Here is a 14,316-nt window from a genome sequence, read left to right as displayed (position 1 = left end):
GGTGATGTAAAACTGAAAACCGTTGTCGTTATCGTCAACCTAGGCAAGGAGCGTTCACTGTGTCCCGACGTTGTGACGTCACCGGCGCGAAGCCGAGCTTCGGCAACGCCGTGTCCCACTCCCACCGGCGCACCCGCCGCCGGTGGAACCCGAACCTGCAGAACCGCCGCTACTGGCTGCCGTCGCAACGGCGATGGGTCAGCCTCACCCTGACGACGAAGGCGCTGAAGACCGTGGACCGTAAGGGCATCGAGAAGGTCGTCGCCGAGCTGCGCGCTCGGGGGGTGAAGCTCTGATGGCCCGCCAGACCGACGTGCGACCGATCGTGCGGCTGCGCAGCACCGCCGGCACCGGTTACACGTACGTCACCCGCAAGAACCGCCGCAACGACCCGGACCGGCTGGTCCTGCGCAAGTACGACCCGGTCGTACGCCGGCACGTCGAGTTCCGTGAGGCCCGCTGATGGCCAAGAAGAGCCTGGTCAATCGGCAGGCGCGCCGCGAGGAACTGGTAGCCCGGCACGCCGAGGGGCGGGCGGAGCTGAAGCGGGTGGTCGCCCATCCGGATACCGACCCAGGGGTACGCGGCGAGGCGGTGCGCCGGCTCAGCCGGCTGCCGCGGGATTCCAGCCCGGTGCGGCTGCGTTCGCGCGACCAGGTCGACGGCCGCCCGCGCGGGGTGCTGACCCGGTTCGGGTTGTCCCGGGTGCGGTTCCGGGAGCTGGCGCTGCGTGGCGAGATGCCCGGGGTGCGCAAGGCGTCGTGGTGATGTCACCACAGCTACCACCGCGCGCGGGTACGCGCGGTGCTGAAAGGGGAGGTATGAATGCGATTCTGAGGGCTCGCGGGTTCGCGGCCCTGGTTGCCGGGGCGGTGGTGGTAGTCGGCACGGTGCTGGCGCCGAACGCTGCGTCGGCGGCCGAGAAGGTGGTGTTGTCCAAGGGGCACACCGATGCGGTCGACGTGCACTACGAGGGTGGTGCGCTGTCGTTGCAGGTGCACGACGACACGGTCAGCCCTTCCGTGACGCGGGATCCGGCCGATGTGACGTTCCAGGTTCTGCCGGAGGCGGCGATGGCCGTTCCGGATGATCCTCGGTTCGCCTTCCTCGGGCCGGCGGGCAGTCAGGTCTGGTTGCTGCCGTTGACCCAGGATCCGGATCTGCTCTGGCCGGGTTGGAACACCACGACGCTCGGCTCGGGGGTGTTCGAGGGGGACAAGGTGCGACTGAGCCTGGTCGATGTGCAGGGGCCGGGCACCGTCACGCTGTTCACGCAGGACTCGTTCGGCGGTCCGATCATCAAGTTCCGCTCCGACGACGGCCTGCCTGACGCCATCGATGTGCCGGTGCACACCCACGCCCACTCGAACTGGGCGTTCAGCGCGCTGGGCACCTACACCCTGACGTTCCAGGCCGACGCGACCTTGACCAACGGCACGACGGTCAGCACCGGGCCGGTCGACTACTCGTTCGTCGTCGGCGAACTGTCCGACGGGGGGCCGCAGGTCGGCCTGTCTATCAGCGGCCTGGCCGACGAGTACCAGCCCAACGACACGGTGACGCTCAACGCGGTGCAGACGCCGCAGACCGAGCTGGACCACTACCACTGGTTCAGCAGGTGCCCCGGCACGGACGACTGGGCCATCATCGCGGGTGAGGTGGGTGCGAGCTACTCGTTCACCGCCATCAGGGAGCTGAACGCCTGCGAGTACGTGGTCAAGCTGTACGGCGACGCCCACGACGTGGTGGCGACCAGCGAACCGGTTGCCCTCTGGGTGGCGTTCCCGCCGCAGGAGCCGGGCACCTCACAGACGATCACCGCGTCGATCGACGAGACGCAGGGTTCTCTGGTGATCAGCGTCAACCCGGACGACCGTGCGGTGGTGCTGCCACCCGCGCAGCTCACCGCCGGTGGTGACCGGTGGGAGAGCAATGGTGAACTCCGCCCGGTCACGGTGACCGACACCCGCCCCAGCCGACCGGGATGGAGTGCGTCCGGGCAGATCCCGGCGGACTTCGCCGGGCCGGACGGCGTCACGTTCAGCTCCGGCTACCTCGGCTGGAACCCTCGCGTGATCGCCCAGGGCTCCGGGCAGGGCGTGGTCGCTGGTCCGGAGATTGCGCCGTACGTCGTCGGAGCCGGCGGCGGCCTCGGCAACAGCGCGGTGCTGGGAGCGGCGCCGGGCGGTGCCGGGCGGGGCACCGCCCAACTGGGCGCGGGCCTGCGGCTGAGCCTGCCCACCGAGACGGCCGCGGGGACCTATACCGCGACCCTCACCCTCACCGCGATCTGATCGCCCGAACCCGTCCGGTGGCCCGGCGCTGAACCGGGTCACCAGATGGTCCCGGGGTGGGCGGGCCGTTGCCGCGACCCGCCCACCCCTCGCATCCAGGAACGGAATTCATCCCCGCCATGCGCCTGCTCGCCGCCATCGCCATCGCCACCGGCATCGCCCTGCTCGCCGCGGCACCGCCTACGCCGACTCCTCCTGCGCCGTCGGCACCGCCCGCCGTGACGTGGGGAGTGGCACCGTCGAGTGCGAAGGGCCCGAACGGCCGGCCAGCATTCACCTACAAGCTCGACCCCGGCGCCACCCTGACCGACTACGTCGCGGTCACCAACCACTCGGCGCGCCCGCTCACCCTGAACCTCTACGCCAGCGACGCAGTCACCACCGCACAGGGCGGGTTCGACCTGCTGGCCGGTGGTCAGAAGTCCACTGACGCCGGGGCCTGGGTCCGCTTCACCGGCGCCACCGTGACCATTCCGTCCACGTCCCGCCTGGACATCCCGTTCACGCTCACGGTGCCGAGCAACGCCACGCCCGGGGACCACGCCGGGGGGATCGTCGCCTCGCTCGCCGCCACGACGGCGGACACGCAGGGCAACCAGGTCGCCGTCGACCACCGGGTCGGCGCACGGATCTACCTGCGGGTGACCGGCGAGCTGCGACCTGCGCTGACCGTCGAGGACCTCCGGGTACGCCACACCGGCTCGCTCAACCCCCTCGCCGGCGGCACGCTCACCGCCACCTTCACCGTTCGCAACACCGGCAACGTCCGGCTCACCGGGCAGCCCACGCTCGCCGCGTCCGGCCCGTTCGGCCTCGGCCGGCGCTCGACCGACGGGGAGGCCCTGACGGAGATCCTGCCCGGCGGCGAACTGACCACCACCGTACGTATGACGGGCGTGCCGCCACTGTTCCGGTTGACCGCGAGCGCCGCCGTCACACCCGCCGCCGTGGGCGACCAGGCTCTCGACCCGCAGCCGCCGAGCGGCACGGCGCGTACCGCTGTCTGGGCGGTGCCCTGGCCACAGACGGGCCTGCTGGTCCTGCTCGCCCTCGTCGGCTGGGCGCTGATCGCCGCCCGTCGGCGCCAAACCCGGGAGATCGCCCGGGCGGTCGCCGCCGCTCGGGAGAAAGGTCGTGCCGAGGCCAGCCGGGAGACCGAACGGACCACGGACGGCCGAGAGGCCGCGGTCGCCGTCGCGCTCGGTGCGAATCCGCGGCCCAGCGGTGACAGCGGGCCGCCGGATCGCCCGGTGTCGGACGCCGATCGTCGCAGCCCGGGCCACCACAACCGACAGCCGAACATCGACCGCAGGGTGCGGGACGAGCGATGACGCGGCTCTGCCGAACAGCGGACGCCGCGCCGGCCCTCTCGATCGTGTCGGGCGGCCCCAACGCCGCGAGGCACGTCGTCACAGAGCGACACGACACCGATGAACTACTACGAAGCCGTCTGGGGAGCAGGCAATGAGGATGAGAACCATGCGCGCCGGCGCCGCCGGTCTTGCGCTAGCCGTACTGGCGTTGGCCGCTGGGGGTGCGCCGGCGGCCGCAGAACCGGCGGAGGTCACCGCGGCCGGTGCGGACCTGGTGTCCGTCGCGCTGAAGGGTGACTCGATGTCGCTGCGGCTGCGCGACGCCGCGCAGGTGTCCCGCGACGCGGCCGGACACGACCCGGCCGAGGTGGTGCTTGGCCCGGATGGCGGGCTGGCCGGCCGAGTGCCGGCAGACAAGAGCTTCGCCTTCCTCGGTTCGCCGGGGCACGCCGTGTGGTCACTGTCCGCCGGCGACAGCGGGTTCCCCACGCTGGACACCACCGAGGTACGCCCCGGCGTCGTCACCGACGACACGGTGGCCCTCACCGTGCGTTCGGTCGAGGGCCCGGGAACGTTCACGGCGTACACCCTGTCCGGCCTCGGCACGGCGACCCCGCTCTTCGGCAGCGGCCCGGCGCTGAAGCGAACGGTGCGGCTGCCGGTGGCGACACGTGCCGGCGGCGTGGTCTGGGCCTTCGACGCGGCCGGCGACTACCAGCTGACCCTGACCGGCTCGGCCAGCCTGCGCTCCGGCCAGAAGGTCAGCGCAGAAGCGACGTACCGGGTGCGTGTCCCGGCCATCAGCCCGGCCGACCAGGCGCCGCTACCGGCTCCGGCCAAGCAGGCGCCGCGGCCCGGCGGGCAGTCGGCAGCACGCGCACTCGCCGCGCCGGCCGCCGCGCCGGGACCCGCCGCAGCCCCACCGGCGGCAGCGAAGGCGGCGGCCACCACCGCCACGGGTGCCCGTCAGGTGATTGCCGACGGGCACGTCGACATGGGCCCGCAACTGTCCGGGGACAACTGGACGATCCGGATCAAGGACGATCGGACCAGCCCTCCGGTCTGGCGGGAAACCGACGACGTGGTTCTGCAGGTCAAGGACAACGCGAAGATCACGGTGCCGGCCGGCGCCGACTTCCTCGGCAGGCAGGGCGACGCCGTGTGGTTGCTGCCGCAGTCGCAGCAGGCGGGCATCGTCTGGCCCGGCTGGAACACCCAGCACGAGTCCGTCGTCTCGGGGGTCAAGGGCAACGTCACGTGGATCCTGAAGGGCGTCGACGGGCCCGGCCGGTTCGCCCTCTTCCTGACCGGCTCGTTCGGCAAGGCCGACGTTCTGTTCGACTCGGCCAAGGCGTTCCCGCAGCAACTGAGCGTCCCGCTGAACACTCACGCGCACGGCAACTGGGCGTTCAGCAAGCCCGGCCGGTACCGCCTCAGCGTGCAGATGAACGGCACCACCAGCGCCGGCAAGGCGGTCACCGACACGAAGACGCTCACCCTCGCCGTCGGCGACAGCACCGACCCGAACAGCGGCTTCGGCTCCGGCAGTGGCAGCGGTGCCGACGGTGGTGGGAACGGTGACGGCGGTGTGGACCAGAGCGGCGGGGGACCGCTGCCCCGCACCGGTGCCGGCTGGGTGCTGACGGCCGGAGCGGTCGGCATCGTCCTCGTGGCGGTCGGGGTTCTGCTCGTGGTGTTGGGCCGTCGTCGCCGCGCTGGTCTTGCCACCGCCATGAGCGGCGGTGGTTCCACCTCCGCGCTCGTGCCGTGATGTCGGGGGAGGAGAGGGTGCGGATGCCGTGTGTCGGAACCGGCGTGGCTGGGGCCGCCGCTCGCCGGCCGAATCCACGGCTGTGGCTGGTGTTGCCCCTGCTGATCGCCCTGCTGAGTGCGGGCTGTCGGTCGGAGGTGGCATTGACCGCCGACGACGATCGGGTCCAGGTCATCACGACCACCGGAATCCTTCGAGATCTGGCGAGCAACGTCGGTGGTGGGCGGGTGGCTGTCAGTTCCCTGGTGCCGGACAGCGCCGACCCGCACAGCTATGAGCCGTCGCTGCGGGACGTCCGGGATGTCGTCTACGCCGACGTCGCGTTCAGCAACTACCTGCTTCTGGAGGAGCAGTCCGTCGTCAAAGCGCTGGACGCGAACCTGCGCGACGGTGTACCGAACATCTCGCTGGCCGAGGGCGCGGTGAAGTACGCCGCGGAGATCATCCCTCTGGTCGAGGACCTGTCGCTGGACACCATCTGGTTGGGCATGAGGGTGCGCGGCGCCGGTGGGGTGCAGGGGGCGAACCGTTCCTCCGACGTGCTGCTCAGCGCGACCGCCGTGGACGGTCCGGGGCGGATGCTCGGGTACCTGACCGAGTCGTTCGGCAACCCATCGTTCTCCGTCGACTCCGGCGACGGGTTCGACGCCACCAACGGGTACCGGGACGATACCGCCACGCTGCCACCCGACGCGCACACGCACATGAGCTGGGCGTTCACCAGGCCCGGTATCTACCGGCTGAGCATGCGGGCGCAACTGGCGGTCACCCCCGAAACCGCCCCCGTCCCAATGGGCGAGCAGGCTTTCACCTTCGCCGTCGGGGTGGACCCGCACTCGGTGCCAGGCATGGCGGGCGCGGAGGTGCTGAACTCCGGCCACGCCGACGTCACCGTCGACCTCGACGAGCAGCGGCTCTACCTGTTCGCCGACCCGGAGAGCGGCGGCGAGGCCAACCAGCGGGTGTACGACCCGGCCAGCACCGTGATCGAGGTGCCGAACAAGGCGCTGCTGGAGGTACCCGGTGACCGCAGATTCCGGTTCCTCGGCCGACCCGGCACCCAGGTCTACCAGCTTCCGCAGGCGGTGCTCGGCAAGCACGTGCACGGCGAGATCGACCCGCACCTGTGGCAGAACGTCCGCAACGCCATCTCCTACACCGAGCTCATCCGGGACACCCTGATCAGCGTCGACCCGCAGGGCGCGACGGACTACCGCACGAACGCCTCGGCCTACATCCGGGAACTGGAGACGCTCGACACCCAGGTCCGCGAGACCATCGCCCGCATCCCGCCGTCACGACGGCACCTGGTCAGCACCCACGACGCGTTCGGCTACCTGGGCCAGGCGTACGGGGTCCAGATCTCCGGCTTCGTCACCCCGAACCCCGCCACCGAGCCGAGCCTCGCCGACCGCCGCCGGCTCACCGAGACGATCCGCAACCTGAAGATCCCCGCCGTCTTCATGGAGCCCAACCTGGCGGCCCGATCCACCACCCTCACCGAGGTGGCCCGCGAAGAAGGGCTGCGGATATGCGGGATCTACGGCGACACCTTCGACCGGGACGTCACCACCTACGCGGACATGATGCGGTTCAACGCCGAATCGCTGCTCGACTGCCTGACCACGGACAAGTGATGGAGGAGCCAGTGACGGCAGGACGGGCGCGACGCCGCCCCGGTACGACCAGCGCGATCCTGCGATGCGCGGTGGCCACGGTGATCGTGCTGACCACGACGCAGACCCCGGCACGGGCCGAGGAGCCAACACCGGGCCTCGGCCAGTCGATCGCCGCCGACCAGCCCCTGGCCACCGGCCGAGCGGAACTCGCCACCGGACACGTCGACATCGGCCCCCGCTACGTCGCCAACCAGTGGACACTGCTGATCCACGACGGCACGCAGGCGCGACCGGTATGGCGTAACACCGACGAGACCGTGCTCCGGGTCTCTGACGCCGCGCTGCAGACCGTTCCCGACGACCCGGCGTACGCCTTCCTCGGCGTCGACGCCGGCAAGCGGGTGTACGTGGTGCCGCAGGTTCAGAACCAGAACGTCGTCTGGCTCGGCTGGAACACCCAGGACCCCCGGGTGATGCAGACCATCTACCGTGGCGTCACCCTGACCCTGCTCGGCGTACGGGGACCGGGGAACCTCACTACCTACCTGCAGTCGGGCAACTTCACCGCGCTCCAGCCGCTGTGGCGTTCCGCCGACTCCACAGCGCAGCCTTTCTGGGCCGAGGTCAACACCCACACCCACGCCAACTGGGTGTTCACCGCACCCGGCGTCTACCTGGTCGCGGTCCGGGTGTCGGCCGACCTGGTCAACGGTGAGACGGTTTCGGCGACCCGTACGCTGCGCTTCGCGGTGGGCAGCACCACCAGCGCCGACGAGGCGTTCGCCGCCACCGCGGACATCCCCACAGCAGCGGGGCAGGCACCATCCGACGAGGACCGGGCCGCAGACGACGACCCAGCGGGCGCGTCCACGACACTGCTGCTCATCGCGCTGGCCGGCGCGGCCGCACTGCTCGCCGTCGGACTGGTGCTCCCGCTGCTCCGCGGACGCGGCGCGAAGCGCCGGGCCGAACAGGAACGCGCCGCCGCCGGGTCGGAGGACCAGCGGTGAGAGCACTGGACATCGACGGGTTGGACGTGGACCTCGGCGGCCGTCCGGTCCTGCGGAACATCCAGCTGCACCTGGACCGCGGTGAACTGGTCGGGCTGCTCGGGCCCAACGGCGCCGGGAAGACCACCCTGCTCCGCGCCATCCTGTCCCTGACCCGCACCCGCGGTGGCACCGTGACAGTGGAGGGCAAGCCCTCGCGTCCCGGCCGGTCCGAAATCGGTTACGTCCCCCAGCGCCACGAGTTCACCTGGGACTTCCCGATCTCTGTCGAACAAGCCGTGCTGAGCGGCCGGACCGGCCGCATCGGCTTGCTGCGCCGACCGGGCGTGACCGACTGGAGGGCGGTGGGCGACGCACTGGACCGGGTGCAGCTGACCGGGTTGCGCCGCCGGCCGGTCGGTGAGCTGTCCGGCGGGCAACGTCAACGCGTCCTGGTCGCCCGAGCCCTCGCGCTCGCGCCGCGCATCCTGCTGCTGGACGAACCGTTCACCGGACTCGACATGCCCACACAGGAACTGCTGGGCGACCTGTTCACCAGCCTGGCGGGAGAGGACCGTGCGGTGCTGATGACGACCCATGATCTCGTGGCGGCGGTGGATTCCTGCACCCGTCTGGTCCTGCTCAACGGCCGGATCATCGCCGACGGACAACCGGTGGACCTACAGGACGCCGAGCTGTGGACGGAGACCTTCGGGGTGAGTGAAACCTCCCCGCTGCTGAAGCTCGTGAGGGCGACCTGATGTCGATCACCGATTTCCTCACCGACCTGCTCAACCCCGACCTCGCGTTCCTGCCCAAGGCGCTGGCGATCGCGGTCATGTCCAGCGTCGTCTGCGGCGTCGTTGGCTGCTACGTCGTTTTGCGCGGCATGGCGTTCATCGGCGACGCCGTGGCACACGCGGTCTTCCCGGGCATCGCGGTCGCCTTCGTCCTGCAGGGCAGCCTGGTGCTCGGTGGCGCCGTCGCCGGTGTCGCCACCGCCCTGCTGATCGCGATCTTCTCGCAGAACCGGCGGGTCAAGGAGGACTCGATCATCGGCGTCTTCCTGGTCGGCGCGTTCGCCCTCGGCATCGTGATCATTTCGCAGGCCCCCGGCTATGCCGGATCGCTGCAACAGTTTCTCTTCGGCTCGATCACCGGTATCCCGGACCGGGACCTGTACGTCGTCGGGGGCGGCGGCCTGGTCATCCTCGGCCTGGTGCTCGCCCTGCACAAGGAATTCGTCGCGGTCTGCCTGGACCGGGAGATGTCGCGCGCCATGGGGCTATCGGTCTTCTGGCTCGACATCGTGCTCTACGTCCTGGTCACTCTGGCCGTGGTGATCTCCCTGCAGACCATCGGCAACATCCTCGTCCTGGCCCTGCTGATCACCCCCGCGGCGGCAGCCCGGCTGCTCACCGACCGGCTCGGCGTCATGATGCTGCTCGCCCCGCTGATCGGCGGCGTCTCGGCGACCGTCGGGCTCTACCTGTCCTGGAGCTACGACACACCGGTGGGCGGCACCATCGTCCTGGTCGCCACCGCGGTCTTCCTGGCCGCCTGGCTGTTCGCCCCGCGGCACGGCCTCCTGACTCGACGATGGCGACGCCCCGGCGGGCGGGAACTCGACGACGCGCATCCGAGCCCTCGTCCAGCCCTGTCGCCAGCTAAGTAAAACGACTATCATTTTCGTTAAGCGTCGGTCCACTCGGGACCCTGGCGTGGAGAGGAGTCTCTTCGTGCGTAGCACCATCCGTCATCTGCTGGCGTCGGGTGTCCTGGGCGTGGCATTGGTCGCCACGGCCCTGCCCGCCCAGGCCGCCACCACGTCTGCCGTGGTGTTCAACACCGGGCATCTCGACCTCGTCGACGTGGCCTACGAGGCCGGCACGCTGGAGGTCGGCGTCCACGACGAGGACAACGACATCGAGTACGGCGCCGACGAGGTCAAGCTGGTCGTCAAGCGCCAGGCCGAGGTCACCGTCCCCGCCGACCCCGCCTACGCCTTCCTCGGCACCCCAGGCGTGTCCACGGTGTGGGTCCTGCCGCAGATCCAGAACACCGACCTGATCTGGCCGGGCGTCGCCGCCGAGGAGATCGAGACCGGCGTCTTCGCGGGCGACGCACTGACGCTGTCTGTGCAGTCGGTTACCGGCCCCGGCCAGCTCGCGATCTACACCGAAGACGCCGTCGGCCAGCCAACCATCCTGGCTGACAGCGGCGACGGCCTCCCGGACGACATCACGGTGACCGCAGGCGACCACACGCACGCCAACTGGGCGTTCGACAAGGCCGGCACCTACTGCGTGACAGTGCGCGCCACCGGCACCCTGGCCGCCACCGGCCAGCAGGTGACCTCCGTCCCCGCGACGCTGCGCTTCGCGGTCAAGGCGTGAACGCCATGCGTACCCGCGACCGGCTTCTCACCGGTCTCCTCGTGACCGCCGTACTGCTCGTCGGCACCGCTACGCCCGTCGCCGCGGCACCGGTTGTGCTCTCCAGCGGCCACGTCGACGTGATCGACGTCGACTACGCCGCCGGTGCGCTCACCGTCAACGTCCTGGACGGCACCGGCACCACCAGCGTCGAGCGCAACCCCGCCGACGTGCTCTTCCGGGTGCCGAACACCGCCGAGATCACCGTGCCCGGTGGCTCGGCCTGGTCCTTCCTCGGCACCGGCGGTCAGGCGTGGGTCCTGCCGCAGTCCAGCACCGCCGGGCTGCTCTGGGCCGGGTGGAACACCACCGAGGTGCCCAGCGGCATCTTCCAGAACAACCGGGTCGCCTTCAAACTCACCAGCGTCTCCGGCCCCGCTGGCTTCAGCATCTACACCGTCTCCGGCGGCACCCCCACCGTGCTCTTCGACAGTGGCAACGGCCTGCCCGACAGCCTCAACGTCAACTACAACACCCACGCCCACGCCAACTGGGGCTTCGACGCCGCCGGCACCTACGCCGTCACCTTCGACGTCACCGGCACACTCGCCTCCACCGGCGCCACCGTCAGCTCTGGCGCCAAGACCTTCACCTTCGAAGTCCTTCCCTGACCTGTCCCACCGCACCTGATCTGCGAACATCCTGTCGCTATCCGCCCTGGTAGGACGCGGGTGCCGCAGCGGATCCGATCGGCGCGGCGCCTACCTCTCGTGGGCGCCGCGCCGACCGGTGCCACCAGCTCCGATCTCTGTCGTGGATCAGGTCTCGGTGACGAGGCTGCCACGCCGGTACGGGGGTGACGCGGACCGAGGGACGGGAGTGGCATTCCGTCCGGCGCTAGCCGCAATACCCGGCAGCGTGCCGAGGTGAGGGCGCTGCCGGTGCAGCAGGAGAAGGCAATGGCTTTGCGTCGTGGTCGGCGGGTTTGCTGGATTGTCGACGCATACATTGACGACCACCGTCACATATGCGCAGTCATATATGTGGCGGCCAGATTTCCAGTCGCTCGTCTACGGCCTCTTGGCGGGCGTTAAAACATCGGTTACGTTGAAGCAGGCTGTCGTCACGAAGGGTTTTCGGCGAGAGGGGTGGCGGCGTCCGTGGCGCCACGACTCACCTGAGGAGTCGCATTGCCCCTTTATCTGGCTCCGCAAATTGATCCGACACTGCGGTCGGCGCTCGACGAAACCGTCCTGTTGACACAGTTGGCCGACGCGATGGGATCTCCACTCGGCGTGATTCTGCCACAGCAGGTGGTGGACAACGTCGCCGCATTCCGTTCAATTCTTTCCGACCACCGCCTCGCCGGCCAGATCTATTACGCGCACAAGGCGAACCGATCCAGCGCCTTGGTGCGTGAACTCGCCACCACCGACGCGGGCATCGACGTGGCGTCGCTCGCCGAGCTGCAGCACGCGCTCGGTGCCGGTTTCGTACCGCAGCGCATCATGGCGACCGGGCCGAAGAACGAGGAGTTCCTCTGGCTGTGCGCCCGCACCGGAGTCACCGTCAGCGCTGATTCGGTCGGCGAGTTGGCGGCGCTCGCCACACTGGTAACGGATTGGTCGTTGCCGCCCGTACGGGTGATGCCACGCCTGTCGGGCTTCACCTCAACAGGTGTGCGGCTCGGCAGTCGCCGCAGCCGCTTCGGCGTGTCGGCCGCCGCGGCGAGCGAGGTTCTCGACGCGATCGAGAAACACGCCGACGCCCTGGATCTGGTCGGAGTGGCGTTTCATCTCGACACGATCGGGCTGCCGGAAAAGGCTGTCGCGTTGGAGGGCTGCCTCGGCGTGCTGGACGAGTGCCGTCGACGCGGTCTGCGGCCGTGGTCGGTGGACATCGGCGGTGGGTTCGGCGTGAACTACCTCGCCGACGGCACGCAGTGGGAGCGGTACACCTCCGCGCTGACCGAGGCGGTGCTCGGCAAGCGGGCCCCACTGACCTGGAATGGGCACGGTTACGGGTTGCGCGCCGAAGGTGAGCGCGTTCGCGGTTCGCTGAACCTGTACCCCGCTCACCGGCCCGTCGCCGGTCCCGCGTACCTCGATCGGCTGCTGCGAACAACGGCCCCCGAGCAGCGCCGCCCACTCGGCACACTGCTGTTGGACAACATGTACGAACTGCACGTCGAGCCGGGTCGGGCCTTGCTCGACCAGTGCGGCCTGGTCCTGGCCCGCGTTCTCGAGGTACGTGACGAAGCCAACGGAGACACGATCGTGCGTCTGGACTGCAACGCACGTGATGTCAGCCTTGAGGAACACGGCGTACTGATGGACCCGGTCGTCGTGCACCGGACGACCCCGGCCGCTCCCGGACCCGCAGGGGTCTACCTGTTCGGCAACCTCTGTCTCGAAGCGGATCTCATCACCCGACGCAAGGTGTTCCTGCCGTCCCGGCCCCGCACCGGCGACCTGCTCGCCTTCGTCAACACCGCCGGCTACCTCATGGACTTCAGCGCCACGCACGCGCTGCGTCAGCCGATCGGGCGCAAGGTCGCGCTGTACCGCGACGGCGGCGCGTGGCGATGGTGCCTCGACGAGCAGTACTGGCCCGTTCACCATCGTGCGGAGGCGCCATGAGGTTCGAGAGCATGACCGATGCCATCGGCAACACCCCGCTGGTGCGTATCGACCCCGCCGTGCACGGTCTGCGCAACATCGACCTGTACGCCAAGATGGAGCTGCTCAACCCGTTCGGCTCGCTCAAGGACCGCGCAGCCTGGAACATGGCCCGACCCCGACTCGCCCAGGCCGTTGAGCGCCGCGACACCGTTGTCGAGTTGTCGAGCGGCAACACGGCCAAGGCCCTCGCCGTCATCGCCGGGATGCACGGGCTCACCTTCAAGAGCGTCACCAACCGCATGAAGGTCGCCGAGATCAAGGACCTGCTGTTGCTGCTCGGCGCGGAGATCGACGAGCTGCCCGGCCAGGCCGAGTGCCTCGACCCCACCGACACCGACGACCCGCTGACCAGGATGTACCACCGACTCGCCGAATCGGGCGGTGGTTACCTGCACACCGACCAGTACTTCAACGAACTCAACGTCGACGCGCACCTGAACGGCACCGGCCCGGAGATCGTCAAGGACCTCGACGGCCGAGCCCCGGACTACTTCATCGCCTGCGTCGGAACGGCAGGCTCCTCCACCGGGGTAGCGGTCGCGCTGCGCCAGCACAATCCCGACGTGCGCGTCGTCGGGCTGGTGGCGCACAAGTCCGACTTCATCCCGGGGATCCGCACCATCGACGAGGTGCACGAGGTCGGCCTCTTCGACCCCGACGTCTACGACACTGTCGAGACGATCACCGCCGACGACGCCATCGATGGTCTGCTGACTCTCGTACGCCGCTGCGGCACGCTCGCCGGGCCGACCGGTGGCGGCGCCTACCAGGGCGCCGTACGCCATCTTCGCGCCATCGACGCGCATCTCACCGAACGGCGCACGGCGGTCTTCATCGTCTGTGACCGCGTCGAGAGCTACATGAGCTACGTGCGGGAGCGGCGCCCCGAGCTGTTCGGCCGGCCACCGCGGCGCAACTCGCTGCGCACCGTGACCGACGCGGAGGTGCGGCAGGCGGCCACAGTGGATGTGGCGGAGGCCGAGCGATGGATTGCCGAACGCCGTGGGCTGGTGGTCGACCTGCGCAGTCCGTTCGCCTACCAGGCGCTGCACATTGCTGGCTCGATCAACATCGTCGACGAGCTCTTCGCCGAGTTGCTGCATGGGGGGCTGCCGTTCGGTCGACGCCAGCCGTTGCTGCTGGTCTGCCCGGTGGGGGAGAAGTCCGCCCGCTACGCCGCTCTGCTGACCCGGATGGGTCATCCGGATGTGCGCTCGCTCGACGGCGGGATCATCGCGTGGCGCGACGCCGGCGCCGAACTCGTGCGCGACTGA

At 69.7% G+C, this 14,316-nt stretch carries 14 protein-coding genes; all 14 read left to right on the top strand.

What is annotated here, in order from left to right; translation table 11 throughout:
* Positions 1-59 precede the first annotated feature (59 nt).
* Positions 60-296: a 50S ribosomal protein L28 gene (gene rpmB, locus ACQPWW_RS22470; RefSeq protein WP_433125311.1), complete on the top strand. Its 237-nt coding sequence runs from the start codon at positions 60-62 to the stop codon at positions 294-296.
* The gene (gene rpmG, locus ACQPWW_RS22465) at positions 296-463 is read left to right on the top strand and encodes a 50S ribosomal protein L33 (RefSeq protein WP_013287204.1); all 168 of its coding nucleotides are present in this window, start codon (positions 296-298) and stop codon (positions 461-463) included. Before rpmB ends, rpmG begins: the two co-directional genes overlap by 1 nt.
* On the top strand, positions 463-768 hold the full coding sequence (gene rpsN, locus ACQPWW_RS22460) for a 30S ribosomal protein S14 (protein WP_433125309.1): 306 nt from the start codon (positions 463-465) through the stop codon (positions 766-768). Before rpmG ends, rpsN begins: the two co-directional genes overlap by 1 nt.
* A gap of 53 nt (positions 769-821) precedes the next feature.
* The gene (locus ACQPWW_RS22455) at positions 822-2,294 is read left to right on the top strand and encodes a choice-of-anchor M domain-containing protein (RefSeq protein WP_433125307.1); all 1,473 of its coding nucleotides are present in this window, start codon (positions 822-824) and stop codon (positions 2,292-2,294) included.
* 119 nt (positions 2,295-2,413) lie between these two features.
* Entirely contained in the window at positions 2,414-3,625 is a 1,212-nt protein-coding gene (locus ACQPWW_RS22450) for a WxL protein peptidoglycan domain-containing protein (RefSeq protein ID WP_433125306.1), read from the top strand.
* A 148-nt stretch (positions 3,626-3,773) separates the two neighbouring features.
* The gene (locus ACQPWW_RS22445) at positions 3,774-5,378 is read left to right on the top strand and encodes a TIGR03773 family transporter-associated surface protein (protein WP_433134488.1); all 1,605 of its coding nucleotides are present in this window, start codon (positions 3,774-3,776) and stop codon (positions 5,376-5,378) included.
* 23 nt (positions 5,379-5,401) lie between these two features.
* Positions 5,402-7,015: an anchored repeat ABC transporter, substrate-binding protein gene (locus tag ACQPWW_RS22440; protein WP_433125304.1), complete on the top strand. Its 1,614-nt coding sequence runs from the start codon at positions 5,402-5,404 to the stop codon at positions 7,013-7,015.
* A complete protein-coding gene (locus ACQPWW_RS22435; protein WP_433125302.1) occupies positions 7,015-8,007 on the top strand; it encodes a choice-of-anchor M domain-containing protein in 993 nt (330 codons plus the stop codon). The genes ACQPWW_RS22440 and ACQPWW_RS22435 overlap by 1 nt, the downstream gene beginning before the upstream one ends.
* Positions 8,008-8,033: 26 nt before the next feature.
* Positions 8,034-8,747, top strand: coding sequence for an anchored repeat-type ABC transporter ATP-binding subunit (locus ACQPWW_RS22430; protein ID WP_433134486.1), 714 nt, complete (start codon positions 8,034-8,036; stop codon positions 8,745-8,747).
* Complete coding sequence (locus ACQPWW_RS22425) at positions 8,747-9,661, top strand: anchored repeat-type ABC transporter permease subunit (RefSeq protein WP_433125300.1); 915 nt, start codon at positions 8,747-8,749, stop codon at positions 9,659-9,661. The genes ACQPWW_RS22430 and ACQPWW_RS22425 overlap by 1 nt, the downstream gene beginning before the upstream one ends.
* A 64-nt stretch (positions 9,662-9,725) precedes the next feature.
* Entirely contained in the window at positions 9,726-10,382 is a 657-nt protein-coding gene (locus tag ACQPWW_RS22420; protein WP_433125298.1) for a choice-of-anchor M domain-containing protein, read from the top strand.
* Positions 10,379-11,032: a choice-of-anchor M domain-containing protein gene (locus tag ACQPWW_RS22415; protein ID WP_433125296.1), complete on the top strand. Its 654-nt coding sequence runs from the start codon at positions 10,379-10,381 to the stop codon at positions 11,030-11,032. The genes ACQPWW_RS22420 and ACQPWW_RS22415 overlap by 4 nt, the downstream gene beginning before the upstream one ends.
* Positions 11,033-11,551: 519 nt before the next feature.
* On the top strand, positions 11,552-13,000 hold the full coding sequence (locus tag ACQPWW_RS22410; RefSeq protein ID WP_433125294.1) for a Y4yA family PLP-dependent enzyme: 1,449 nt from the start codon (positions 11,552-11,554) through the stop codon (positions 12,998-13,000).
* An 11-nt stretch (positions 13,001-13,011) separates the two neighbouring features.
* Positions 13,012-14,316, top strand: coding sequence for a pyridoxal-phosphate dependent enzyme (locus ACQPWW_RS22405; RefSeq protein ID WP_433125293.1), 1,305 nt, complete (start codon positions 13,012-13,014; stop codon positions 14,314-14,316).

Origin of the sequence: Micromonospora sp. CA-240977, assembly GCF_050942285.1 — a bacterium.
GTDB lineage: Bacteria > Actinomycetota > Actinomycetes > Mycobacteriales > Micromonosporaceae > Micromonospora.
This window is presented reverse-complemented; position numbering and strand designations above follow the sequence as displayed.